The following is a 22189-nucleotide window of genomic DNA, read 5'->3' as shown; positions in this document are numbered from 1 at the left end:
GAGGAGTGCTGAGTCACAGTGGTTTCGCCGGTCAGAAAGTTGTAGAGTTATAACTGTTATAGACCTACAAACTTTCGGAGGCTGCTCGTGCCGGAGCTGACCCGCCGCGGTCGCCTTCTCGTGCTGGCGATCTGCTGCCTGAGTCTCTTCGTCGTGTCGATGGACACGACGATCGTCAACCTCGCGCTGCCCGCCATCCAGCGCGACTTCTCCGCCAGCGTGTCGAGCCTGCAGTGGACGATCGACGCGTACTCCCTGGTGCTGGCCAGTCTGCTGATGCTGTCCGGCTCCACCGCGGACCGGATCGGCCGACGGCGCACCTTCCAGGCCGGGCTGGTGCTGTTCACGCTCGGCTCGCTGCTGTGCAGTATCGCGCCGGGCATCGGCCTGCTGATCGTGTTCCGGATGGTGCAGGCCGTCGGCGGCAGCATGCTGAACCCGGTTGCCATGTCCATCATCACGAACACCTTCACCGACGCACGGGAGCGGGCGAAGGCGATCGGCGTGTGGGGTGCGATCGTCGGCCTCAGCATGGCACTCGGACCGGTGATCGGCGGTGTGCTCGTGGACGCGGTCGGCTGGCGGTCGATCTTCTGGATCAACATTCCGGTCGGTGTCGCCGCGCTCGTGCTGACCGCGGTGTTCGTGCCGGAGTCGAAGGCCCCGCGCGCGCGGCGGCTGGACCCGGTCGGACAGTTGCTGGTGGTAGTGGTGCTGGCGAGCCTCACCTACGGGATCATCGAGGCGCCGCACCACGGCTGGCTGTCGGGGCTGACCGTCGGGTGCTTCGCGGTCGCGGTGGTCGCCGCGGCCGGTCTGCTCGCCTATGAGCGCAGGCGCGCGGAACCGTTGCTGGACCCCAGGTTCTTCGCGAGCGTGCCGTTCTCCGGCGCGACGGTGATCGCCGTGTGCGGGTTCGCCGGGCTGGGCGGGTTCCTGTTCCTCAACGCCCTGTACCTGCAGGACGCGCGGGGCTACACGCCGCTGCACGCGGGCCTGCTGACGCTGCCGAGCGCGCTCGCGATCTTCGCGCTGGCGCCGTTCTCGGGACGGCTGGTGGCCGCGCGCGGCGCCCGGATCCCGCTGGTCACCGGGGGAGCGGCGCTCGCGGCCAGCGGCGTGCTGCTCACGCGAATCGGCGCGGACACCTCGATCGGCTGGCTGGTGCTGTCCTACGTCGTGTTCGGTATCGGGTTCGGGATGCTGAACCCGCCGATCACCAATACCGCGGTGTCCGGGATGCCGCGGGCGCAGGCCGGGGTGGCCGCGGCGGTCGCGTCGACCAGCAGGCAGGTCGGGGCCTCACTCGGGGTCGCCGTACTCGGCGCGGTCGTCACCTCGCACATCTCCGGATCGTTCGAGGCGGGTTTCCCCGCGGCGAGTCACCTCGCGTGGTGGATCATGGCCGGATGCGGAGTGGTGGTGACGGCGCTGGGCCTGCTGACGACCGGCCGCTGGGCGAAGGCGACGGCGCGGCGGGCGACGGACCTGTTCGAGGAACCGGTGGGAGCGCGGGCATGACCTCGGCGGAAAACGTGTGGGCACGGATGTCGGACCTGGTGCTGCACGGGTACGACCGCCGCAAGGTGGTGACCGAGACGCTCGGGCTGAGCTTCTTCAAGACCAAGGCGTTGCGGCGGCTCGCACCCGGGCCGTTGACGCTGGGCGAACTCGCGGAACGGCTGGCCACCGACCGGCCGTACACCACACTCGTGGTGGACGACCTCGAACAACGCGGTCTGGTGTCCCGGACCGTCCACCCCGGCGACCGCCGCCGCCGCTTGGTGGCGGTCACCCCCGCGGGCGCGGAGGCGGCGGCAACCGCGAACCGCATCCTGAGCGAGCCGCCGCCGCTCCTCGCCGCGCTGTCCCCTGACGACCTCTCCGAACTCGACCGCCTGCTCCGCAAACTCACCCCCTGACCACCCTGCGCTCGGGCGGACGGCCGTGATGCGCGGGGCCGCCTCCGTGTGCTGAGCTGGAGTCATGACCACGGTTGACGATCCCGCGGCGCTGACCCCGGACCGGGCCCGTGCGGCCTTCCGTGACGGCACTGTCGCGCCGACCTCCGGGTGGGCCACCGGTTTCACGCAGACCAACCTGATCGCCGTCCCGCGCGACTGGGCGTACGACGTGCTGCTGTTCTGCCAGCGCAATCCGCGGCCGTGCCCGGTCCTCGACGTGACCGATCCGGGCAGCACGTCCACGGTGCTCGCGCCCGGCGCGGACCTCAGCCGTGACCTGCCCAGCTACCGGGTGTGGCGCGACGGCGAACTGGCCGAGGAGGTCGGCGACGTCAGCGGGCTGTGGCCGGAGGACCTGGTCGCGTTCTCGATCGGCTGCAGCTTCACGTTCGAAACCGGGTTGCTCGCGGCCGGCGTTCCGCTGCGGCACCTCGAACAGGGCCGCAACGTCTCGATGTATGTGACGAACCGGCAGTGCCGTCCCGCCGGACGCCTGCACGGTCCGATGGTCGTGTCGATGCGGTACATCCCGGCGGACCGGGTCGCGGAGGCGATCAGGATCAGCGGCGCGATGCCGGCGGTGCACGGCGCCCCTGTGCATGCCGGTGACCCCGCCGATCTGGGCATCGCCGATCCGGGCCGTCCCGATTTCGGCGACGCGGTCGAACCCGCCGCCGGTGACGTGCCGGTGTTCTGGGCGTGCGGAGTCACCCCGCAGGCGGCGTTGATGGCTTCCCGCCCGCCGTTCGCGATCACGCATTCGCCGGGCCACATGTTCATCACCGACCACCGCGACAGCGAGTACCGCGTCAGCGTGTGAGGGCGTCCAGCAGCCGGTCGACCTCCGCGACGGTGGTGTAGGGCGCGATACCGGCCCGGACCGCGCCGGTATCGCCCAACCCCAGGCGACGCGAGCATTCGAGCGCGTAGAAGCTGCCCGCGGGCGCGTTCACGCCGTGCGTGGCCAGCTTCGCGTAGACCTCCGCCGAGGGCATGCCGTCGACCGAGAACAGCACAGTCGGCGTGCGCCGTCGCGCGGGATCGCCGTACCGGGTGATGCCGGGGATCTCCGCCAAGCCCGCGTCGAGCCGGTTCAGCAGCGCCTGCTCGTACTCCTCAAGGGCGGACAGCGACCGCTGTAGCCGTTCCCCGCGTGAGCCGTCACCCGGCACCAGGTCCGCCAGGAAGTCGATCGCGGCGGTCGTGCCTGCGAGCAGTTCGTAGGGCAGGGTGCCCAGCTCGAACCGCTCCGGCACCGCGTCGGTGGACGGGGCGAGCTTGTCCGGGTGCAGGGTTTCCAGCAGCGCGGGCTCCGCCGCGACCAGGCCCAGGTGCGGGCCGAGGAACTTGTAGGGCGAGCAGCCGTAGAAGTCCGCGCCGAGAGCGGCGACGTCGACCGGCGCGTGCGGCGTCAGGTGCACGCCGTCGACGTAGAGCAGAGCGTTGGTCTCGTGCACCGCGGCCGCGATCGCCGGGACGTCCGGCCGCGTGCCCAGCAGGTTCGACGCGGCGGTGACCGCGACCAGCCGGGTGCGGTCCGAGAGCAGCCCGGCCACGGCGCCGACCGGCAGCTCACCGGAAACCGGGTCGAAGTCGGCCCACCGCACGGTGACCCCACGCGCCTGCGCCGCCTGCACCCACGGCCGGATGTTCGCATCGTGGTCGAGACGGGTCACCACGACTTCGTCGCCCGGTTGCCACGTCTTGGCCAGCGTGCGGGAGAAGTCGTAGGTCAGCTGCGTCATGCTGCGGCCGAACACGATGCCGCCGGGCCGAGCGCCGAGCAGGTCGGCCGCCGCCTGACGCGCCCCGGTCACGAGACCGTCGGCCCGGCGTTCGGCGGGCGTGGTCGAGCCGCGATTGGCGATCGCGGCGCACAACGCGGCGGCGACGGCCTCGCCGACCACGTCCGGCACCTGCGATCCGCCGGGGCCGTCGAAGTGCGCGGCGCCCTCGTCGAGCGCGGGGAAGTGCTTGCGTACTGCGGTCACGTCATAGGCCACGGCTCCCAGCATGCCTCACGCGCCGGCGAACGTGCGACGGTAGTCGTGCGGCGACACCCCGACCACGCGGTGGAAGTGGTGCCGCAGCAGGGCTCCGGTGCTGAACCCGCACTCGTGCGCGATCTCCTCGACGCTCAACGTGGTTTCTTCGAGGAGGGTGCGGGCGTGCAGGACGCGCTGGGTGGTGAGCCAGCGCACCGGTGTCGTGCCGGTCTCGGCCGCGAACCGGCGGGCGAACGTGCGCTCGGACATCTGCGCGCGCCGGGCCAGCGCCGGAATCGTGTGTTCCACGGTCAGGTTCTCGACCATCCACGCCAGCAACGGTTCCAGACTGTCCCCTGTGGACTCCGGTATCGGCAGATCGACGAACTGGCGCTGGCCGCCGTCCCGTTGCGGCGGCACCACCATGCGCCGGGCGATCGCGGTGGCCACGGTGGAACCCAGCTCGCGGCGGACGAGGTGCAGGCACGCGTCGATGCCCGCGGCCGTGCCGGCGCTGGTGATGATGTCCCCGTCGTCGACGAACAGGACGTCCGGGTCGAGGATCGCCTCGGGGAAGCGCTGCTTGAACTCGTCGACATGCTTCCAATGGGTGGTGCACTGTCGCCCGTTCAGCAGTCCGGTGTCGGCGAGCAGGAACGCCCCGCTGCACACGGTGAGCAGAGTTGCGCCGTTCGCGTGAGCCTTGCGAATCGCATCCAACACCGGCGGCGGATACTGGTCCCGGATCGTCAGCGCCGGAATCGTCACCAGGTCGGCGCCCTCGAGTCCGTCGAGGCCGTGGGTGGGCACGAGCTGAACCGCGACGTTAGCCTGGATCGGTTCACCCGGCCGCTCCCCGCACACCCGGAACTCGATGGGCGGAACCCCGTCCTCGGTCCGGTCGATGCCGAAGACCTCGCAGACGACACCGAACTCGAACACGGCGGCTTGGTCGACGAGCACGGAGGCGACGGTTCGGAGCATGCCTCACGATAGCTGGCAGGATTTTGTCGCACAAGGTCTGTCCAGCCACTTCTGGCCGCTTCTTGCGCGGCGAATAATTTCTGCCATGGCCGCTTTGATCCTCGTTTTCCTGCTCATCGCCCTGGTCGTGTGGGGCCTCAACCGCAACCACCGCCGACAGGCACCGCCCCGCCTGTCCGGCAGTTTCGACATCGAAGACCGTGATGCCGCACGAGTTCTCGCCGAGACCGTCCGTCCCGCCGCGGAGCCCGAAGCTCCGTCCCGGACTATCCGGCACTACGCTCTGCGTGTCATCTAGACGTTGCTCGCCGGGTTCGTCCGGTGTGGACGAACGTACTGAACTGCGGCGTCGGAACCCGTCTGGCGTCCGACGTCGTTTTCCCCCGCCATAATGCGACAATTTGCCACGATCGAGTGAAAGCGACGTGTCGCGGACTGTCTTTTTGTCGGTGCCCCCCTGCATAGTCGATCGCAGAGAACGCGACCACGAGAGGGGACCACGATGTGCGGAACGTGCGAACGGCAGGGCGGTGCCGTGCGGCACCTGTGCGAGCTCATCGGCGAACACGGCTGGGCGGTGATGTCCTTCGAGGGCAACCGATCCCGGCCGCCATGGGCCTACACGGTCGGACTTTCCGGCCGGGGCAGGCCGGAGCTGGTCGTCACCGCGATGGCGCCGCGACGAGCCTGCAGAGTGCTCAACGACATCGCTGGGCACCTCCTCCGCACCGGAGAGCCGGACCTGTCGGCGGGCGAGCGGTTGCCGGGCCCCGGAAACCTGTTGCTGGAGGCGGTGCACGTGGAGGTCCCGTCGGTCCACCTGCCCACCGCGGTGGAACTGTTCGGCCCCGAAGTCCGCGCCACCCAGCTCGTTCACGCCGACTCCCACGGCCGCTGGCCCTGGCGTCCTGGCTGGCACGGCCCCGGCGGACGCCAACCGGTACTGGGTCCCCGCGCCGGTGCGGCCCTGTTGCGAGCAGCCGACCCGCCCGGCGCCTAGCTTCTCCTTCCCACACCCGACGATCCCGAAGCAGCCGATGTTCCCTACGACGGACGCCGCGTGCGCCCGCAGCGGCAGCAGCACCTCGGGTGCGTGCGGGCCCGGTCCCCCTGCGTTGTCCTCGCCCGCGCTGAACCTTGCGCTGCCGGTCAGAACTCGCCGAGGTGGTAACCGACACCTTCGGTGTGCAGGCGTTCCAGATCGGCGGGCGTCAGGCTCCGCTGGGTGAAGCGCTCGACGAGCACCATGGCTTTGGCGACGCGGTCCCGGTAGTCCCGCAGGTCCAGGTCCTCCCACTCGACGGGCAGTTCGGGCGTGCGCTCCAACCCTGGCTCGAAACCGGCGATCAACCGTCCGCTCTCGGCGAGGGAGAGCCGCGTCAGCGCGTTGACGTTCCAGAACATGCTGGCCGCCTTACCCCTGGCCGAGAGCGCTGTGAGCAACTCCGGTCGGCTCGCCTGCCAGCCGTTGGTCTCCAGCAACAACACCGCGTCATCCGCCTCGGCAACCACAGCACCGGCCCGCAGCCCGAACTCGCGAGCCAGATCCTTCGGCGAAAGGGGGTTTTCGGTATCCGCACGACAAGCCTGCAGCACCTCATCCAGCGTTGAGCCTGTCACCACGGTGATCGTCGCGGCCTCGCCCAGCTGCTTGCGCACCCAGCGGTAAGCGGCCTCCGGCTTCGGCCGCTCCGGCGGTGCCTCTTCGCCACGCAACCGGTACCCGAGCCGGTCGGAGCGTTTGTGCACGACCGCGGCGGCGCTCGCTGCGCTCCACACCACCAGCTCGTAGTGCTCGGTCTCGTCCTCGTCGTCCCGGTTGCGGGCGTGTACGCGCAGCCGGTAGTCGCCGGGCCAGGGCGGGGTCACCTCGCGCAGGTGGTCCTGCCCGTCGAGAACCGACGCGAGGCCGCGGGCCGCGGTCCAGCTGACCTCGACGATCTCGTCCCAGCCCAGGGGGTCGGCCGGACCGGGCGGGTCCTCGACGACGCGGACCGTGACCTGCACCTGTCCGTCGGCGATCCCGGTGCGGATGGCCGCGCCACCGGGCATGGCTTCGACCAGTCCGTTGGCGCGGAAGTCGCCTGGCTCCGGGGACCCGCCCTCCGACAGGACGAGCCGGTGGTCGTGCACTCTCGCGTGACCATGGGTCCGGCGCGGCAGGAGGTACTCGGAGCGGCGCTTGTCGAGGAGGGCTGCGTCGTAGGCGGGGGGCATGGCCGTGTCGCGGAGGAGGAGGGACACCGCGCCGAGCGCGGCGCCGACGACCGCGGCGGCGGGATCGCCGAGGGGTGACGGTTGCTCACGGAGGACCGCGCTCGCCGTGGCCACCGCGAATGCGAGATGAACGGCGCCATGGGCGGCGGCGATCTCCTCCTCGTCCGTCCCCGCCGCCGCGACGCGAAGCAACGGGACGATCCGGTCGTGCGCGGCGAGTGCCCGCACATACACCAGCACCAGGGAGGTGATACCCGGCCGGACCTGATCGAGTACGGCCACCGCGCCGCGAACCGCGCTGTCCTGCCGGACGGTGGCGAAAGCGGCTGGACCCGTAGGAACCGGAAGGCCCGCGGTGAGCCCTTCCGGCGCGGGCACGGCAACCATGCCCACCGTCAGTTCCAACGCGCCGAGCAACCGCTCGGCGAGAAAGGGGTCGATCGATTCGAGTTCGGCGACCGACGGCGGTCGCGACATGGGCGGGGCCGGCCTCGCCTGCGGACGTCCCGGGAAGGATGCGCCTGACGGCGTGGATACCGCCGTCCGCCCCAGCATGGCCGCGGGCGCGGACGGGATCCGCGCGACGATGGCGGGGAACACCTCGGCGACCGCGTCGGCGAGCGGATCCAGCAACTCGTCCACGACGGCGACGGGTGGTTCCTCGTAGCCCGCCATCCCGCCCATCGGACGCGCTGGCGAAACAGGTTTGCGGACCGTTGCCGCGCGGGCGATTCGTCTCGGACGTTCCATTTCGCGACCCCCATTCCATGACCCGCGCTCACGTTAGTGGGTCGCCGCGGTCGTGGAGGTCATTCACGCGAGCTCAGCCGAATTTGCCGAGGTGCGCGGTCCCCGAGCGGCCGAAGTCCTACCCGGCGGGACCACTCAGCGCGGTTGTGCCCCTGGATCTTCACCACTTCTTCGCGAAATGGGCGGAGCCGGGTGTGAACGGCGCGCAACTGGGTCACCATGTGGGGGATCACGCGGCGACGACGGGAGGACTGGGATGGCCACCATGCTGGCCGGCCGGCTGGAGATCAGCACGCGCAAGTTCGATGTCCGGGAGGTGCCGGTCCCCGAGCCCGGTCCGGGGCAGGTGCGGATCAAGGTCCACGCGGCTGGGGTCTGCCTGTCCGACGTGCACCTCATCGACGGCACCCTCACGCCGCTGTTCCTGGAAACGCCCGAGGTCACGCTCGGGCACGAGGTCGCGGGCGTGGTCGATGCGCTCGGCCCGGGTGTGCCGCCCCGGTGGCAGGAGGGGCAGCGGGTGGCGCTGGAGGCGGGCGAGCGGTGCGGCCAGTGCCCGAACTGCGTCCGGTTCCGCGAGCCGTGCCTGCAGATCCGCACTCGTGGCGTCGACTACGACGGTGGCTGGGCCGAGTACACCCTCGCCGGCCAGCACACGCTGATCCCGATTCCCGACGACTTGCCGTTCGTGCAGGCCGCGATCGTGCCGGACGCCGTGTCGACGCCGTGGGGCGCGGTCACCGGGACCGGTGAGGCGCAACCCGCCAGGCCGGCGGGAGTGTGGGGTGCGGGCGGGCTCGGCGTGCATGCGGTGCAGCTGCTGAGGCTGATCGGCGCCGCGCCGATCGTCGCGGTCGATCCGCTGGAGGCGGCGCGTGAGCGTGCCCTGGAGTTCGGTGCCGACCTGGCGCTGGACCCGGAGGACCCGACATTGCGGCGGCAGATCTTCGCCGTCACGGCCGGGGCGGGACTGGATGTCGCGTTCGACATGGCGGGCGTTCCCGCCGTGCGGGAGCAGGCGGTGAGCTGCCTGGGCATGCGCGGGCGCCTGGTGCTGGTCGGCCTGACACCGGAACCGCTCACGGTCACCGACGGAATCGGGTTCAGCTTCCGCGGGCGCCGGCTGTTGGGCCACTACGGCTCCCCTGCGGGCGCGGTCGAGCAGCTGATCGAACTGGCACGCTACCACCGCGTCGAGTGGAGCCGCTCCATCAGCGGCACGTTCCCCCTGGCGGACGCCGCGACCGCCGTGGAGCACCTGGAACGCAAGGAAGGCAACCCCGTTCGCCTCGTCCTGGTGCCCTGACCGCACGAAGAACACAGTGGGCGAACAGACCACGGCGACCACGGAACGGCGGCGGTGGCCCCGGACAGCGGCCCCGTGGAACACCTCGCACCACTGGCGCACGCAGACAGTTGGTCACTCCCACGCCATGCCGTTCCTGTGCGCCCGGCTCGCCCGCCCGAGCCGGGTTCACCGCTCGGGCCTGCTCCGCTCGCCGAGGTTCATCCGCTGCCGTGCCCGCTTCGCCGCTCGCGCTCGCCTTGCTCGACCGAGCGGGCTTCGCCGCCCGCTCCGCGTTGCCTGCTCGGGCGGGCTTCGCCGCCAGGGCCACCTTGTCCAGGCCCAGGCTGCTTCGTCACCCGGGCCGCGGTGCTTGCCCGAGGCAGTTTCGCAGCCCGGCCCGCTTGCCAGCCCGAGCTGCTCCACCGCCCGGGCGTGGTCCCCGAGCGGGCGCGGGCAGTGTGGGCGGCGAATCCGGAGCGCGAAACAGCACGGCAAGCGCAGCCACCAACGGACGCGGGCCGTGCGCCCACGAGCGTGAGCGCACACAGGGGGCAACCTGAGAACGAACCTCAGGCCCGCAGCAACCGCGTCAGCTCACCCAATTCTGTCAGCCCAGCCAAACCGTAGGTCAGTTCCGTGATGCGATCAGCTGCCTCCGCCGTCACCACCCGGGTGGCGTTGAGGCGGAACTTCTCGGCCAGTTCCTCGGCGGACAGCGGGTTGGCCGCGCCGCCGCGGTTGGCGTCCACTCGTTCTTCCAGCTCGCGGCCGTCGCGGAGGCGGGCCCTCAGTACGGCGGGGAACTGGTGCGGGAAGATCTCGTCGCAGCGAGCGTCCGGGACGCAGGTCACCTTGGCCGCCAGGGCCAAGCGTGCCGGGGAGGATGCCGCTTCGTCGGTGAAGTCGTCGTGGAAGACGCCCAGCCCGCCGCCACCCAACAGGCCCGCCGCGACCGTGTACGGGCCCGAAAAGGCCGCGTGGTAGCCCGAGCGCGGGCGGATCTTGTCCTCCCTCGGCTCGCCGATCGTGCGCAACACGGCCGTCGGCGCGCCCAGTTCCAGCGATTCGATCTCGGCGATGTCCACCCGGGAACGCAGGCGCCGGGCGGCGTCGATGCCGGCGTGGGTGAAATGGTTGCACGGGTACGGCTTGAAGAATATCCCCGGCAGCTCCCAGTCCTCACCCAGCCCGCGGACGATCGCCTCCGCGTCCGACTGCGTGCCGCAGAACGCCTGCAGCAAACCGAAACGGCCCTCCAGCACCGTGGGCGGACCGGTGATCCCATGCCGCGCCATGCCGGCCGCCGTCACCGCCGCGTGAGCAGCCCAGCCGCAGTGCACCCGCTTCACCGTGCCGCCCGTGCGGTTCGCCTCCAGCAGGCCCGAACCCATGCTCGACGCGATCCCGAGCGCGTCGGCGATGCCCTCTTCGTCTACTTCGGACAGCATCGCGCACGCTACGGCCGCGCCGAGCGCGCCGCAGATCGCGGTCGCGTGCAGGCCACGCTCGAAGAACACCGAGTTGCCCAACGCCTCGTCGTACCCGGCCATGCCGAGCCGCACCGTGATCTCGACCCCGACGCCGATCGCGTCCAGCAACCGCGCGCCCGAGCAGCCCCGAGCCTCCGCGACGGCCAGCGCCGCCGGGACCACCGAAGCCGACGGGTGCAGCACCGAGGGCAGGTGCGTGTCGTCGAAATCCAGTGAATGCGCCAGGGTTCCGTTCACCAGCGCCGCGCTCGGCTCCGGCAACCGGTCGCCCGAGCCGATGGCCGTGGCCCGGCCGGAACCGCCCCACTCGCGGACCAGCGCGCCGACCGCGGCGGCCGGGCGTTCCGACGTGGCGGCCAGGCTGTTGCCCAGCACGTCGAGCACCCGCCGGGCCGCGTCCTCCCGCAGCTCGGACGGCAACCCCTTCGCCCGCACCGAAGCGGCGAACTCCGCCAGCCGCTGCACAATCGTCTGGCTCATGCCGACACCGCCGCGAGCGGGCGCACCGGCGAACCGGTGCCGCCGACGATGCGCAGCGGTGCGAGCAGGAACACGAACTCCCGCACGCCCGATTCGGCGATCTCCTCCAGGTTCAGGTGCTCCAGGATGAAGATCCCGGACTCCACCAGCAGCACCCGGTGCACCGGCAGCACCGCGTGCCCCGCCCCGGCCGGGATCTGCTCGTACGCGGTGGTGTCCGCGCCCGTCGCGACGATTCCGCGCGAGGCCAGCCACGACGCGGCCGACACGTCAGCGCCCGGCACGCCCGACTCCTTGCCCATGTACACCGCCGGATCGGAGAAGTTCCGTGCCCACCCGGTGCGGATCAGCGCCACATCGCCCGGCCCCGGCTCGGTGCCGGCCAGCTTCGCCGCCGCGTCCAGGTCCTCCGCCGTCACGCCGTAACCCGCGGGAAGAACAGGCACCTCGTGCACCGCCGCCACGTCCAGCAGCACCGCCCGTCGCAGCAGGCCGGGCAGGTTCTCGGCGCCGTGCGTCGTGAACACGCCGCCCTGCTGGGCCTCCGCGGCGTCGACGTCGCCGTGCAGCTTGCCGCAGTGACTCACGTGCGACAACGCGTCGATGTGCGTGCCGACGTGCCCGCCGGTGACGATGATCTCGTTGGCCGCCGAACCGCCGTCGGGACGTTGCATGTCGCCGTGGCGGCGGATCAGCGTCATCCGGAACCCGGGATGGTTCGGCGAGGTCGGCATGCCGGTGAAGAACGGCTGACCCAGCTCGATCAGCCGCACCCCGCCGGACACCGCCGCCAGCAACGCATCCTGTGTCATGAACCCTTGCCTTCCTTGCTGTACTGAGTCGAGAGATCGAGCACCCACCGGGCCCGCGCCACGATCGCGGCGTCGACGAACTGTCCGTTGTGGTCGATCCGGGCCGCTTCGCCGGACGCCAGCACCTCGCGCGCCCACGCCGTTTCGGCCGGATCGGGGGCGCACACCTCGTGCACCACCGGGATCTGCGCGGGGTGGATCACCGATCGGCCGAAGAACCCGGCGTCCCGCCCCTCGACGGTCGAGGCACGCAACCCGTCCAGATCCCGCACCGCGGTCCACACGCTCTGCACCGGGCTCGGCAATCCGGCCGCCCGCGCCGCGACGACCACCCGCGAACGCGGCCACACCAGCGCCTCGGCGGCCCGCACCCGCAGGTCGGCCCGCAGATCCGCTTCACCGAGCGAAATCCCGGCCACCAGCGGGTGCGCGGAAGCCAGCGCCAGCGCGTTCTCCACCCCCAGAGCGGACTCCAGCAGCGGATACACCGGCACCCCGAGCGCATCCGCGATCCGCCGCACCTCAGCCGGGTCCTCACACTTGGGCACCCGCACCCCGGCCAGCGCCTCGGCCGAGGCGAGCGCGCGGATGTCGGCCTCCCCGGCCTCGGATCCAGGTGCGTTGATGCGGACGAAGGCCGACGACGAAGCCAGCGTCTCCAGCACCGTCCGTCGCGCGGAATCCTTGTCAGCGGGAGAAACCGCGTCCTCCAGGTCGATCACCACCGCGTCCGCGGGCCCGGCCAGCGCCTTGCCGATCCGGTCCGGCCGGTCGCCCGGCACGTAGAGCCAGCTGCGGGGAATCACACGACGCCCTTGTCCCGCAACGCCGCGACGTCCACGCCGTACCGGCCCAGGACCTCGTCGGTGTGCGCCCCGAGCGGCGCGCCAGCCGACGTGATCCGTCCCGGCGTGTCGGACAGCCGGAACAGCACGTTCTGCATCTTCACCGGGCCCAGTTCGTCGTCGTCGACCGTCGCGATCGTGCCCAGCGCCTCGAACTGCGGATCGGTCATCACCTCGGCCGCGGTGTAGATGGGCGCGACCGCCGCCTGCGCCTCCTCGAACGCCTTGACCACCTCGTCACGGTCCCGCTCGGCGATCCACGAACCCACGGCGTCGTCGAGCTCATCCGCGTGCTCGGCCCGTTCCGCGCCGGAGGCGAACCAGGGCTCGTCGATGAACTCCGGCCGGCCGACCAGCCGCATCACGCGTTCCGCGATCGACTGCGCGCTCGTGGAAATGGCGACCCAGCCGCCGTCACGGGTGCGGTAGGTGTTGCGCGGCGCGTTGTTGACCGACCGGTTCCCGGTGCGTTCCTGCAGCTGCCCGAGCTGGTCGTAGGCGATGATCTGCGGTCCGAGCAGCGTCAGGATCGGCTCGATGATGGCCAGGTCGACGATCTGGCCGCGCCCGGTCTGCTCGCGTGCCCGCAGCGCCGTCATCACCGCGTACGCCGTGGTCAGGGCCGCGATACCGTCGGCGAGCCCGAACGGCGGCAGCGTCGGCGGCCCGTCCGGCTCACCGGTGATCGCGGCGAACCCGCTCATCGCCTCGGCCAGCGTGCCGAACCCGGGCCGCTTCGCGTACGGCCCGACCTGGCCGAACCCGGTCACCCGCGCCAGCACCAGGCGCGGGTTGATCTCGCGCAGCTCGTCGTAGCCGAGGCCCCAGCGTTCGAGCGTGCCCGGCCGGAAGTTCTCGATCACCACGTCGGCGTCGGCGACCATCTTCCGGAACACTTCCTGCCCCTCGGGCGATCCGAGGTAGAGGGTGATGGCCTTCTTGCCGCGGCCGAGCATCTTCCACCACAGGCCGACGCCGTCGCGCTGGGCGCCGTGGCTGCGCACCGGATCGCCCTTCGGATGCTCGATCTTGATGACCTCGGCGCCGTAGTCGCCGAGCAGAGTCGCGGCCAGCGGGCCGGCGAACAGGGTGGCCGTGTCGAGTACCCGGACCCCGGACAATGCGCCCGTCATGGGGCGTACCTGCCTTTCCTCTCCCCCAGCCGTAGTGTTTCGCTAGAGGGAACGACTGTGAACGCCGTGTTTCCTGCCGACGTCTCTCGCTGGTCACCAAGTTCGCACTGATAACAGCCATCCGTCAAGTTATGGCTAGATGTTGACCTGACGATGGAAGCAGTGTCACGATAACCGGCATCACACAAGTTGTTTCTCTTAGCGGAACGAGGTGACATGGCCGCGCGAAAGCTCATCGCCGCGCTCGGTGCGTGCGCCCTGCTCGCGACCGGCTGCGGGGGCTCGGCCCCGATGGGAGCCGGGGGCGCGGCCGCCGGGCGCGACGAGGGCCCGGTCAAGATCGGCGCGCTGCACCCGGTCAGCGGTTCGAACGCGGTGGACGGGCAGCAGATGCGGCGCGGCGCGCAGATGGCGGTCGACGCCATCAACGCGGCGGGCGGTATCGCATCCCTCGGCGGCCGCAAGGTCGAGCTGGTCACCGGGGACACCCAGGGCAAGGCCGACATCGGTCAGAGTGAGGCGCAGCGGCTGATCTCCGCCGGTGCCGTCGGGATCGTCGGCACCTACCAGAGCGCGGTCAGCACGAACGTCGCCGTCGTCGCGGAACGCAACCGCGTGCCTTTCGTCGCCGACGTCACGGCGTCCGATCAGGTCTACGCGCACGGTTACAAGTACGCCTTCCGGGTGCAGCCGGGCAGCGAGGTGATCGCCACCGCCGCCGCGCAGTACCTGCGGCAGGTGTCGCAGCAGGCGGGCAAACCGGTCAAGAAGGTCGCGTTCCTGCACGAGCAGAGCGATTTCGGCAGCGGCGCCGCGGAGGCGTTCACCGAGGCCGCGCGGCAGCTGGGGATCGAGGTCGGGCCGGACATCAGCTACGACGCGGCCAGCGTCAGCGATCTGACCGCCCAGGTCACGCAGGTCAAGGCGTCCGGCGCGGACGTGCTGGCGGTCGCCGGCTACTACCGCGACAGCCTGCTGGCGGCCAAGGCCATCGCCTCGGTCAAACCGGATCTCAACGCGGTCTGGGGCGTCTCGAACGGCGCCTACGACCAGCCGAAGTTCGTCGCGGACGCCGGTGACCTCGGCGCGCTGTACTTCAGCACGAACTATCACTACGACGCGACCAACCCGCAGACCGTCGCGCTGCGCGAGCAGTACCAGCGCACCTACGGCGATCCGATGCGCACCGGCGCGGTGCTGTCCTACGACGCGGTCCAGGTGATCGCGCAGGCGGTCGAGCAGGCCGCCAGCACCGATCCGGAGAAGGTCCGCGACGCCATCGCCGCCGCCCGGGTCCAACCCCTGACCGTGGGCAACGGCCCGATCCAGTTCGCCCCCAACGGCGACAACCGCAACGCACTGGCGGTCCTGATGCAGATCCAGAACGGCCAGGTCAAGCAGGTCTATCCCCCGGAGAAAGCCGAATCCCGGCCCGAGTACCAGGTGACGTGGCGGCCATGACCAACACAACGCAGGGGGCGCCACTCGCCCCCGAAATCTCCCCTCCCCAGAAGAAGGATCGCGGTTTCCTCGGCCGCGCGGGCGTCGTCGGTGTCGTTCTCGTCGTCGCGATCGTGGTCGCGCTGCTGCAGTCCGGCAGCGGGCTGGTGGTCTGGCAGTCGGTGGTCACCGGCGTCCTGACCGGCGGTCTCTACGGCCTCATCGCGATGGGCCTGACGCTGATCTTCGGCGTGCTGGACATCGTCAACTTCGCGCACGGCGCGCTGCTGGCGGTCGCGATGTTCATCTCCTTCGGCATGATCTCCGCGACCGGTATGCACCCGTACCTGACGCTGGTCGTGGCCATCCCGGCGCTGTTCCTGATCGGCGCTGCCGTCCACCGTGGACTGTTGTCCGGTACCGGTGGCAAGTCGCTGGAGAACCAGCTGCTGATCACACTCGGCCTGTCGCTGTTGCTGGAGAACGGTCTGCTGATGTTCTTCGGTGCCGAGCCGAAGACGATCGCGCTGCCGGGTGACTTCCAGTTCCCGTTGCTGGGCGCGGTGGTCGCCGGTTCGCGGTTGTACGCCTTCCTCGGCGCGATCCTGCTCGGCGCGCTGCTGTTCTGGCTGCTGCGCCGCACCCGGCTGGGTACCGCGATCCGCGCGGTCGCGGCGAACGGTCCGGGCGCGGAACTGGTCGGCATCAACGTCCGCCGCATCCACACGCTGACCTTCGCGATCGGCACCGCGTGCGCCGGTGCGGCCGCCGCGCTGGCGGGTCCGCTGGTCACGGTGACGCCGACGCTGGGCGAGCAGTTCAACATCACCGCGTTCGTGGTGGTGGTGCTCGGCGGGATGGGCAACGTCGTGGGCGCGCTCGTCGGCGGCCTGCTGATCGGGCTGGTCGAGCAGCTCACCACGATCTACCTCGGCGGGCAGAGCTCGCTGCTGGGTGTGTTCGTCGTGTTCATCCTCGTGCTTTTCCTCCGGCCGCAGGGACTTTTCGGAAGGAAGACGGCATGAGTGCGATCACGATCGCCGGGCCGGCCGGCGCTGAGAAGGTCAAGGCACCGCCGCTGCGCCCGCAGAACCGGCAGCTCGCCATCCTCGCCGTGCTGGTGCTGATCGCGATCCCGCTGCCGCTCATCCTGCCCGCCGCGCAGGGCGCGGTCGCCGTGCGGATCCTGATCTTCCTGCTCATGGCGGTGGGCTGGAACATCATGAGTGGTTTCGGCGGCATGTTCAGCTTCGGGCACGCGGCCTACTTCGGCCTCGGCGCCTACACCAGCGCGTATCTGCTGGTGAAGCACAACGTGTCGCCGTGGATCGGGATGCTTGCCGGGATGGCGGTGGCCGCCGCGGCGGCGGTGCTGATCGGGTACTTCTCCTTCCGCTACAAGCTGCAGGGCGCCTACTTCGCGCTCGCCACGTTCGCCTTCGCCGAGATGCTGCGGCTGGTCGTGACGAGCAGCGAGTTCGCCAACAAGGCAGTCGGGTTCAGCGTGCCGCTGATCCCGGACTCGTCGCTGTGGATGATCCAGTTCCCTGCCGACTCGCCCGCGTACTTCTGGGTCGCGCTGGTGCTGGCCGGGGCCGCGGTCGCGATCAGCATCGTGTTCCTGCACTCGCGGGCCGGGAAGTACGTGACCGCGATCCGCGACGACGAGCTGGCCGCGGCCTCGCTCGGCACGCCGGTGATGCGGCACAAGCTGATGACGGTCGCGTTGTCCGCGGCGATCACCGCGGTCGCGGGCGCCTTCTACACGCAGTACTACCTGTTCGTGAACCCCGAACTCGGCTTCGGTTCGTCGGTGTCGATCCAGGCGATCGTGCCGGTCGTGATCGGCGGCATCGGCACGGTCTGGGGCCCGGTGGTCGGCGCGATCATCGTCGGCGCGCTCAACGACGTGACCGCGACGATGCTGCGCACCCCGCCGGAGTTCCTGAGCTTCCTGCAGGGCCGCAGTGGCCTGGACGTGGTGCTCTACGCGGTGCTGCTGATCCTGATCGTGCGGCTGCTGCCGAAGGGGATCGTCGGAACGATCGCGGCGAGGTGGCGTCGATGAGCATGGTGGAAGTGAGCGGCGTCGGCAAGGCGTTCCGCGGTCTGCGTGCGCTGTCCGATGTGGACTTCGAGGTGTCCGAGGGGGAGATCCTCGGCATCATCGGCCCGAACGGCGCGGGCAAGACCACGCTGTTCAACGTCGTCTCGGGCGCGCTGACGCCGGACACGGGCCGGGTCGGGTTCGCCGGGCAGGACGTCACGGGCGCCTCGCCGGACCGGATCGCGCGGGCCGGGATGGTGCGCACGTTCCAGCTGATGCGGCCGTTCGCGAGCATGACCGTGCTGGAGAACGTCAGCCTCGCCGCGCAGCACCACCGCTTCGGACGGCGGAAGCTGCGTGAGCACGCGCTGGACGTCGTCGAGCGCGTCGGGCTCGGTCCGTGGGCACACCGCATCGCGCCCGAACTGCCGACCGCCGGGCTCAAGCGGCTGGAGCTGGCGCGGGCACTGGCGACGCGGCCGAAGGTGCTGCTGCTCGACGAGGTCCTGGCGGGGCTGGTGCCCGCCGAACGGGAACCGGTGCTCGACCTGCTCGCGCTGCTGCGTGATCAGGAGGGCGTGACCCTGCTGTTCATCGAGCACATCATGGCCGCCGTCATGCGCCTGGCCGACCGGGTGCTCGTGCTGGACCAGGGACGCGTGATCGCGGTCGGCTCGCCGCAGGAGGTCACCAGCGACGCCCGCGTCATCGACGCCTACCTCGGTGAGGAGCCGACCCATGCTGACGCTTGAGAAGGTGTGCGCCGGGTACGGACGAATGCGCATCCTGCACGACATCGACCTGCATCTCGGCGAGGGTGAGATCGTCGCGCTGGTCGGTGCGAACGGCGCGGGCAAGACCACGACGCTGCGCAGTATCTGCGGTCAGCTCAAGACGTTGTCCGGCAGCATCACCTTCGGCGGCTCGCCCACCGCGGGCCGCCGTCCCGACCAGCTGGTCCGCGACGGGCTGGTGCACGTGCCGGAGGATCGCGCGTTGTTCGGCACGCTCACCGTCGAGGAGAACCTGCGGATGGGCGCGTGGACCCGCACGTCCGCGCAGGCGGAGAAGTCGCTGGCCGAGGTCTACGAACTGTTCCCGGTCCTGGCGCAGCGGCGGACGCAGATCGCGCAGACGTTCAGCGGTGGGCAGCAGCAGATGCTGGCGATCGGCCGCGCGCTGATGGCGGCGCCGAAGCTGCTGATGCTCGACGAGCCCTCGACCGGTCTGTCGCCGAAGCTGACCTGGACGATGCTGGAGGCAGTGCGGCGGATCCGGGACAACGGGGTGTCGGTGCTGCTGGTCGAGCAGAACGCCAAGCAGGCGCTGGCGATCGCGGATCGCGCGTACGTGATGGAGAGCGGATCGACCGTGTTGTCCGGCACCGGCGGTGAGCTGGCGGAGGACAGCCGCGTCAGGAAGGCGTATCTGGGACTGTGACAGCGGCGGAATCGACGGCGGAACTCGGCGCCTGGGTGTCCGGTGTGGACGTGCCGGAGGAGGTGCTGGACCGGCTTTCCCTGGTACTGCTGGACGTCTTCGGCGTCACCGCGGTGGGCGCGGCTCAGCCGGAGCAGCGGGCGTTGCGCGCGGCGTGGCGGGCGCCGGACGGCCCGGCGCCGTTGGTCGGGGCTGGTACGTGTGTGTCCACCGACGCGGCGGCGTGGCTGAACGGGATCGCGCTGGTCTCGCTCGAACTCGACGAGGGCAACAAGTACGCCAAGGGGCATCCCGCGGCGCACGGGTTCCCGGCGGTACTGGCGCTGGCGGCCGAGCTGGACAGCAGTGGCGAAGACACCGCGGCGGCCCTGCTCGCGGCCTACGAGGTGGCTTCTCGGTTCGGCCGTGCGACGTCGTTGAAGCCCGGCGCGCATCCACACGGGAGCTGGGGCGTGGCCGGTGCGGCGGCGGGGTGTGCGCGGTTGCTCGGGCTTGGTCCGGATGCGACGGCCGCCGCGATCGACACCGGGGCGGGCATGGCGATCGCGGGCCACTTCGACTCGGCGACCACCGGAAACCCCGTCCGCAACGCGTGGATGGGCGCTTCGCAGTCGTCCGGCCTGGCCGCGGCGCGGATGGCCGCGGCCGGGATGGCGCGCAACACCGGCACCGCCGCGTTGTCGCTGGGCACGTTGCTGGGCTCGTTCGACGTCGGGGAGCTGACCGCTGAGCTGGGTGTGCGCTGGGACATCACGCACGGTTACTTCAAACGGCACGCGTCCTGCTCGTTCACGCACCCGGCCGCCGACGCGGTCCTGGCGTTGCGCGCCGAGTTCCCGGCGGCCGCCATCACCTCGATCCTGGTGGAATCGCACGTCCTGGGCGCCGGGCTGACGAGCGAAACCTGGTCGAACCGGCTGTCCGCGATGTTCTCGACACCGTTCGTGGTCGCCACCGCCGCGCTCACCGGACAGGTCGCCCCGGACAGCGCGCTCGACGATCCGCAGGTGCAAGCGCTTGCGCGACGGGTACGACTGGTCGCGGCCGACGACCTGACCGCCCGGCTGCCCGCCGAACGCGCCGCGCGGGTCAGCATCGGCTTCGACGACGGCACCACGCTGGCCAGCGAGGTGCCCAACCCGGTGGGCGACGCCGACCACCACCCGCTGAGCGAACCCGACCTGGTCGCGATGCTGAAGACGTGGCTGCCGCGGCAGCCAGGGCTCGTGGACCGCGCCGTCGCGGTCAGTCACGAGTTGCCCGGCCTGCCCCGTGTCGGTGACGCGCTGCGCGGGCTGGCCGGCGGAGCAGAGAAGGAGTTGAACTGATGCGTGCCCTCGCGGTGACGCCCATCCACCTGCCGCCGGAGGAGATCCGGCGGCGGCAGGACCGCTACGACCGGCTCGCCCCGCCGGACCTGGAGATCGAACTCGTCGACGTGGGCGCGGCCGCGCCGGCTTCGCTCGACACGGGCGAGTCCGTGCGGGCGTCCGAACGGGAGGTCGCCGCCGCGCTGGGTCGCGCGGGGGAGGGCTTCGACCTGGCCTTCCCGGACTGCGTGCTCGACCCGGCCGTGCCGGACACCGTTGCCGCACAGCCGCTTCCGGTGCACGGGCTGCTCAAGCTGTCCGCGACCCACCTCGCGGGCAAGGGCGTGCGGTTCGGCGCCGTCGTGCGCAATGAGGCGATCCGTGCCGAGTTCGACAAGCGCGTCGCCGACTACGGCCTGACCGCGTACTTCGCCGGAACGCGCGTGCTGGACCTGCCGTTCGAGGCGATCGCGGACACCGCCACCTGGAACCGGGCGCTCGGCGATGCGGTGCGTGAGCTGGCGTCGCTGGGCGCGACCGCGGTGATCAACGGCTGCTCGGCGGTCGACGTCGAACCCGCCGACCTGCCCGCGCGCATCGTCGACCCGACGGAGCTGGCGTTGCGGCTGCTGGCGGTGCAGCCGTGATGGATCTGGTGGTCGCTGGTGCCGGTGGCGGCCTGGCCGGTGCGCTGCGGGCCGCCGAACTGGGGCTGAGCGTGCTGGTCGTCGAGGCCAGCGAGCACTTCCGGCGCGGCAACAACACGTCGATGTCGACCGCGATGTTTCCCGGCGCCGGTTCGCGCTGGCAGGTCGAAGCGGACATCGACGACTCGCCGGAGCGGTTCGTCGACGACATCATGACCAAGACCAAGGGACAGGCCGATCCGAGGCTGGCCCGTACGCTGGCGGAGGTGAGCGCGCCGCTGGTGGAGTGGCTGGCCGATTCGGCCGGTCTGCCGTTGTCGCTGGTCACGGACTTCAACTACCCGGGCCACGCGGTGCCGCGCTGCCACTCGATCCCCGGTCGGCACGGCTCCGGCGTCATCGACCACCTCGCGCGGCGGGTCACCGAGCACGAGAACATCGAGCTGCTCGCCCCGGCGAAGCTGGTCGACGTGCTGACCGACCCCGACGGTGTCCGGGCCGCCGTCGTGCGCTATCCGGACGGCGCCGAGGAAGAGATCCCGACGCGCGCGGTCCTGCTGGCCACCAACGGTTTCGGCGCCGACCGCGACCTCGTGGCGCGGCACCTGCCGGAGATCGCGGACGCGTTGTACCAGGGCAGCGACCAGTCGCTCGGCGACGCGCTGCGCATCGGCGAGAAGCTCGGCGCGGCCACCGGTTACCTGGACGCCTACCAGGGCCACGGCGCGGTCGCCGCGAACGCGGGCACGCTGGTCGGGTGGGCGACGATCATCCACGGCGCGATCCTCGTCGACGCAGGCGGAAGGCGCTTCGGCAACGAGACCCGCGGTTATTCCGAGTACGCCGCCGAACTCGCGGCCCGGCCCGGTGCCACCGGCTGGATCGTGCTGGACGAGACGATTTTCGAGCAATGCCAGCCGTTCCAGGACTTCCGGAACACCGTGGAGTCCGGTGCGCTGGTGTGGGCGGACGACGCGGTGGGGCTGGGAGAGGCGCTCGGACTACCGGAGCTGGCCGACGAACTCGCCGCCGCGGCGGCGATCGCGCGTGGCGAGCGCGAGGACCCGTTCGGCCGCACCAACTGGGAGCGCCCGCTGTCCGGCCGGTACGCCGCGGTCCGGGTCGTGCCCGCGCTCTTCCACACCCAGGGCGGCCTGAGGGTGAACGAGAACGCCGCCGTCGTCGACGCCTGCGACCGGCCGATCCCCGGCCTCTACGCCGCGGGAGGCGCCGCGGCGAGCATTTCGGGTCACGGCGCCGCCGGATACCTGCCCGGCAACGGGCTCCTGCCTGCCTTCGGGCTGGCCTACCTGGCCGCGAACGACGTCGCACGTCGCCCGGCCTGAACGATCACGCG

At 71.0% G+C, this 22189-nt stretch carries 21 protein-coding genes; 14 read left to right on the top strand and 7 right to left on the bottom strand.

The window, feature by feature from the left end; genetic code table 11:
• Positions 1-87: 87 nt before the first annotated feature.
• The 3 genes from HNR02_RS02750 to HNR02_RS02740 all read left to right on the top strand — a co-directional run bounded on the left by HNR02_RS02750 (position 88) and on the right by HNR02_RS02740 (position 2784).
• The gene (locus HNR02_RS02750; protein ID WP_179771653.1) at positions 88-1521 is read left to right on the top strand and encodes an MFS transporter; all 1434 of its coding nucleotides are present in this window, start codon (positions 88-90) and stop codon (positions 1519-1521) included.
• A complete protein-coding gene (locus HNR02_RS02745) occupies positions 1518-1922 on the top strand; it encodes a MarR family winged helix-turn-helix transcriptional regulator (protein ID WP_179771652.1) in 405 nt (134 codons plus the stop codon). The genes HNR02_RS02750 and HNR02_RS02745 overlap by 4 nt, the downstream gene beginning before the upstream one ends.
• 91 nt (positions 1923-2013) lie before the next feature.
• The gene (locus HNR02_RS02740; RefSeq protein WP_218903298.1) at positions 2014-2784 is read left to right on the top strand and encodes a putative hydro-lyase; all 771 of its coding nucleotides are present in this window, start codon (positions 2014-2016) and stop codon (positions 2782-2784) included.
• Here the strand turns inward: HNR02_RS02740 and HNR02_RS02735 are convergent.
• Both HNR02_RS02735 and HNR02_RS02730 read right to left on the bottom strand, forming a co-directional pair.
• A complete protein-coding gene (locus tag HNR02_RS02735; protein WP_312860884.1) occupies positions 2774-3967 on the bottom strand; it encodes a cysteine desulfurase-like protein in 1194 nt (397 codons plus the stop codon). The two genes, HNR02_RS02740 and HNR02_RS02735, sit on opposite strands and share 11 nt — an antisense overlap.
• 15 nt (positions 3968-3982) lie before the next feature.
• Positions 3983-4933, bottom strand: a complete 951-nt coding sequence (locus HNR02_RS02730; protein WP_179771649.1) for a helix-turn-helix domain-containing protein — start codon at positions 4931-4933, stop codon at positions 3983-3985.
• Between the two features lie 85 nt (positions 4934-5018).
• On the opposite strand from HNR02_RS02730, the gene HNR02_RS02725 reads away from it, so the two are divergent.
• The gene (locus HNR02_RS02725; RefSeq protein WP_179771648.1) at positions 5019-5231 is read left to right on the top strand and encodes a hypothetical protein; all 213 of its coding nucleotides are present in this window, start codon (positions 5019-5021) and stop codon (positions 5229-5231) included.
• 204 nt (positions 5232-5435) lie between these two features.
• Positions 5436-5933, top strand: a complete 498-nt coding sequence (locus HNR02_RS02720) for a DUF4262 domain-containing protein (protein WP_179771647.1) — start codon at positions 5436-5438, stop codon at positions 5931-5933.
• A gap of 149 nt (positions 5934-6082) precedes the next feature.
• Here HNR02_RS02720 and HNR02_RS02715 read toward each other — a convergent pair whose 3' ends face one another.
• Positions 6083-7825, bottom strand: a complete 1743-nt coding sequence (locus HNR02_RS02715) for a DUF6461 domain-containing protein (RefSeq protein ID WP_218902605.1) — start codon at positions 7823-7825, stop codon at positions 6083-6085.
• Between the two features lie 331 nt (positions 7826-8156).
• Between HNR02_RS02715 and HNR02_RS02710 the strand changes: the two genes are divergently transcribed.
• Positions 8157-9206 carry a zinc-binding dehydrogenase gene (locus tag HNR02_RS02710; RefSeq protein ID WP_179771645.1) on the top strand — a complete coding sequence of 350 codons (1050 nt, stop codon included), beginning with the start codon at positions 8157-8159 and terminating at the stop codon, positions 9204-9206.
• A gap of 551 nt (positions 9207-9757) precedes the next feature.
• On the opposite strand, the gene HNR02_RS02705 is transcribed toward HNR02_RS02710, so the two are convergent.
• Genes HNR02_RS02705 through HNR02_RS02690 form a run of 4 tightly spaced genes read right to left on the bottom strand, consistent with a single transcriptional unit; the run spans position 9758 to position 13948 of the window.
• Positions 9758-11158: an MmgE/PrpD family protein gene (locus tag HNR02_RS02705; RefSeq protein WP_179771644.1), complete on the bottom strand. Its 1401-nt coding sequence runs from the start codon at positions 11156-11158 to the stop codon at positions 9758-9760.
• A complete protein-coding gene (locus HNR02_RS02700) occupies positions 11155-11970 on the bottom strand; it encodes a cyclase family protein (protein ID WP_179771643.1) in 816 nt (271 codons plus the stop codon). The genes HNR02_RS02705 and HNR02_RS02700 overlap by 4 nt, the downstream gene beginning before the upstream one ends.
• The gene (locus HNR02_RS02695) at positions 11967-12776 is read right to left on the bottom strand and encodes an HpcH/HpaI aldolase/citrate lyase family protein (RefSeq protein WP_179771642.1); all 810 of its coding nucleotides are present in this window, start codon (positions 12774-12776) and stop codon (positions 11967-11969) included. The genes HNR02_RS02700 and HNR02_RS02695 overlap by 4 nt, the downstream gene beginning before the upstream one ends.
• The gene (locus tag HNR02_RS02690; protein ID WP_179771641.1) at positions 12773-13948 is read right to left on the bottom strand and encodes a CaiB/BaiF CoA transferase family protein; all 1176 of its coding nucleotides are present in this window, start codon (positions 13946-13948) and stop codon (positions 12773-12775) included. The genes HNR02_RS02695 and HNR02_RS02690 overlap by 4 nt, the downstream gene beginning before the upstream one ends.
• Positions 13949-14164: 216 nt before the next feature.
• On the opposite strand from HNR02_RS02690, the gene HNR02_RS02685 reads away from it, so the two are divergent.
• Genes HNR02_RS02685 through HNR02_RS02650 form a run of 8 tightly spaced genes read left to right on the top strand, consistent with a single transcriptional unit; the run spans position 14165 to position 22178 of the window.
• Positions 14165-15409: an ABC transporter substrate-binding protein gene (locus HNR02_RS02685; protein WP_179771640.1), complete on the top strand. Its 1245-nt coding sequence runs from the start codon at positions 14165-14167 to the stop codon at positions 15407-15409.
• On the top strand, positions 15406-16413 hold the full coding sequence (locus HNR02_RS02680; RefSeq protein ID WP_218902604.1) for a branched-chain amino acid ABC transporter permease: 1008 nt from the start codon (positions 15406-15408) through the stop codon (positions 16411-16413). Before HNR02_RS02685 ends, HNR02_RS02680 begins: the two co-directional genes overlap by 4 nt.
• Entirely contained in the window at positions 16410-17456 is a 1047-nt protein-coding gene (locus tag HNR02_RS02675) for a branched-chain amino acid ABC transporter permease (RefSeq protein WP_179771638.1), read from the top strand. Before HNR02_RS02680 ends, HNR02_RS02675 begins: the two co-directional genes overlap by 4 nt.
• Positions 17453-18187, top strand: coding sequence for an ABC transporter ATP-binding protein (locus tag HNR02_RS02670; RefSeq protein ID WP_218902602.1), 735 nt, complete (start codon positions 17453-17455; stop codon positions 18185-18187). Before HNR02_RS02675 ends, HNR02_RS02670 begins: the two co-directional genes overlap by 4 nt.
• Positions 18174-18875 (top strand): ABC transporter ATP-binding protein, encoded by a 702-nt coding sequence (locus HNR02_RS02665; RefSeq protein ID WP_179771636.1) that lies wholly within the window; start codon positions 18174-18176, stop codon positions 18873-18875. Before HNR02_RS02670 ends, HNR02_RS02665 begins: the two co-directional genes overlap by 14 nt.
• Positions 18872-20203 (top strand): MmgE/PrpD family protein, encoded by a 1332-nt coding sequence (locus HNR02_RS36405; RefSeq protein WP_312860883.1) that lies wholly within the window; start codon positions 18872-18874, stop codon positions 20201-20203. Before HNR02_RS02665 ends, HNR02_RS36405 begins: the two co-directional genes overlap by 4 nt.
• Positions 20203-20832 (top strand): aspartate/glutamate racemase family protein, encoded by a 630-nt coding sequence (locus tag HNR02_RS02655; RefSeq protein WP_179771635.1) that lies wholly within the window; start codon positions 20203-20205, stop codon positions 20830-20832. The genes HNR02_RS36405 and HNR02_RS02655 overlap by 1 nt, the downstream gene beginning before the upstream one ends.
• A complete protein-coding gene (locus HNR02_RS02650; protein ID WP_179771634.1) occupies positions 20832-22178 on the top strand; it encodes an FAD-dependent oxidoreductase in 1347 nt (448 codons plus the stop codon). The genes HNR02_RS02655 and HNR02_RS02650 overlap by 1 nt, the downstream gene beginning before the upstream one ends.
• The last annotated feature ends 11 nt before the right edge of the window (positions 22179-22189 follow it).

It is taken from the genome of Amycolatopsis endophytica (genome assembly GCF_013410405.1).
GTDB classification, from domain to species: domain Bacteria; phylum Actinomycetota; class Actinomycetes; order Mycobacteriales; family Pseudonocardiaceae; genus Amycolatopsis_E; species Amycolatopsis_E endophytica.
This window is presented reverse-complemented; position numbering and strand designations above follow the sequence as displayed.

Bases quoted from the DNA above. Each gene is read 5' to 3' on its own strand.
- HNR02_RS02745 (WP_179771652.1), top strand. From the start codon at position 1,518: ATGACCTCGGCGGAAAACGTGTGGGCACGGATGTCGGACCTGGTGCTG.
- HNR02_RS02730 (WP_179771649.1), bottom strand. From the start codon at position 4,933: ATGCTCCGAACCGTCGCCTCCGTGCTCGTCGACCAAGCCGCCGTGTTC.
- HNR02_RS02725 (WP_179771648.1), top strand. From the start codon at position 5,019: ATGGCCGCTTTGATCCTCGTTTTCCTGCTCATCGCCCTGGTCGTGTGG.
- HNR02_RS02720 (WP_179771647.1), top strand. From the start codon at position 5,436: ATGTGCGGAACGTGCGAACGGCAGGGCGGTGCCGTGCGGCACCTGTGC.
- HNR02_RS02715 (WP_218902605.1), bottom strand. From the start codon at position 7,825: ATGGCGGGCTACGAGGAACCACCCGTCGCCGTCGTGGACGAGTTGCTG.
- HNR02_RS02710 (WP_179771645.1), top strand. From the start codon at position 8,157: ATGGCCACCATGCTGGCCGGCCGGCTGGAGATCAGCACGCGCAAGTTC.
- HNR02_RS02705 (WP_179771644.1), bottom strand. From the start codon at position 11,158: ATGAGCCAGACGATTGTGCAGCGGCTGGCGGAGTTCGCCGCTTCGGTG.
- HNR02_RS02700 (WP_179771643.1), bottom strand. From the start codon at position 11,970: ATGACACAGGATGCGTTGCTGGCGGCGGTGTCCGGCGGGGTGCGGCTG.
- HNR02_RS02690 (WP_179771641.1), bottom strand. From the start codon at position 13,948: ATGACGGGCGCATTGTCCGGGGTCCGGGTACTCGACACGGCCACCCTG.
- HNR02_RS02685 (WP_179771640.1), top strand. From the start codon at position 14,165: ATGGCCGCGCGAAAGCTCATCGCCGCGCTCGGTGCGTGCGCCCTGCTC.
- HNR02_RS02680 (WP_218902604.1), top strand. From the start codon at position 15,406: ATGACCAACACAACGCAGGGGGCGCCACTCGCCCCCGAAATCTCCCCT.
- HNR02_RS02675 (WP_179771638.1), top strand. From the start codon at position 16,410: ATGAGTGCGATCACGATCGCCGGGCCGGCCGGCGCTGAGAAGGTCAAG.
- HNR02_RS02670 (WP_218902602.1), top strand. From the start codon at position 17,453: ATGAGCATGGTGGAAGTGAGCGGCGTCGGCAAGGCGTTCCGCGGTCTG.
- HNR02_RS02665 (WP_179771636.1), top strand. From the start codon at position 18,174: ATGCTGACGCTTGAGAAGGTGTGCGCCGGGTACGGACGAATGCGCATC.
- HNR02_RS02655 (WP_179771635.1), top strand. From the start codon at position 20,203: ATGCGTGCCCTCGCGGTGACGCCCATCCACCTGCCGCCGGAGGAGATC.
- HNR02_RS02650 (WP_179771634.1), top strand. From the start codon at position 20,832: ATGGATCTGGTGGTCGCTGGTGCCGGTGGCGGCCTGGCCGGTGCGCTG.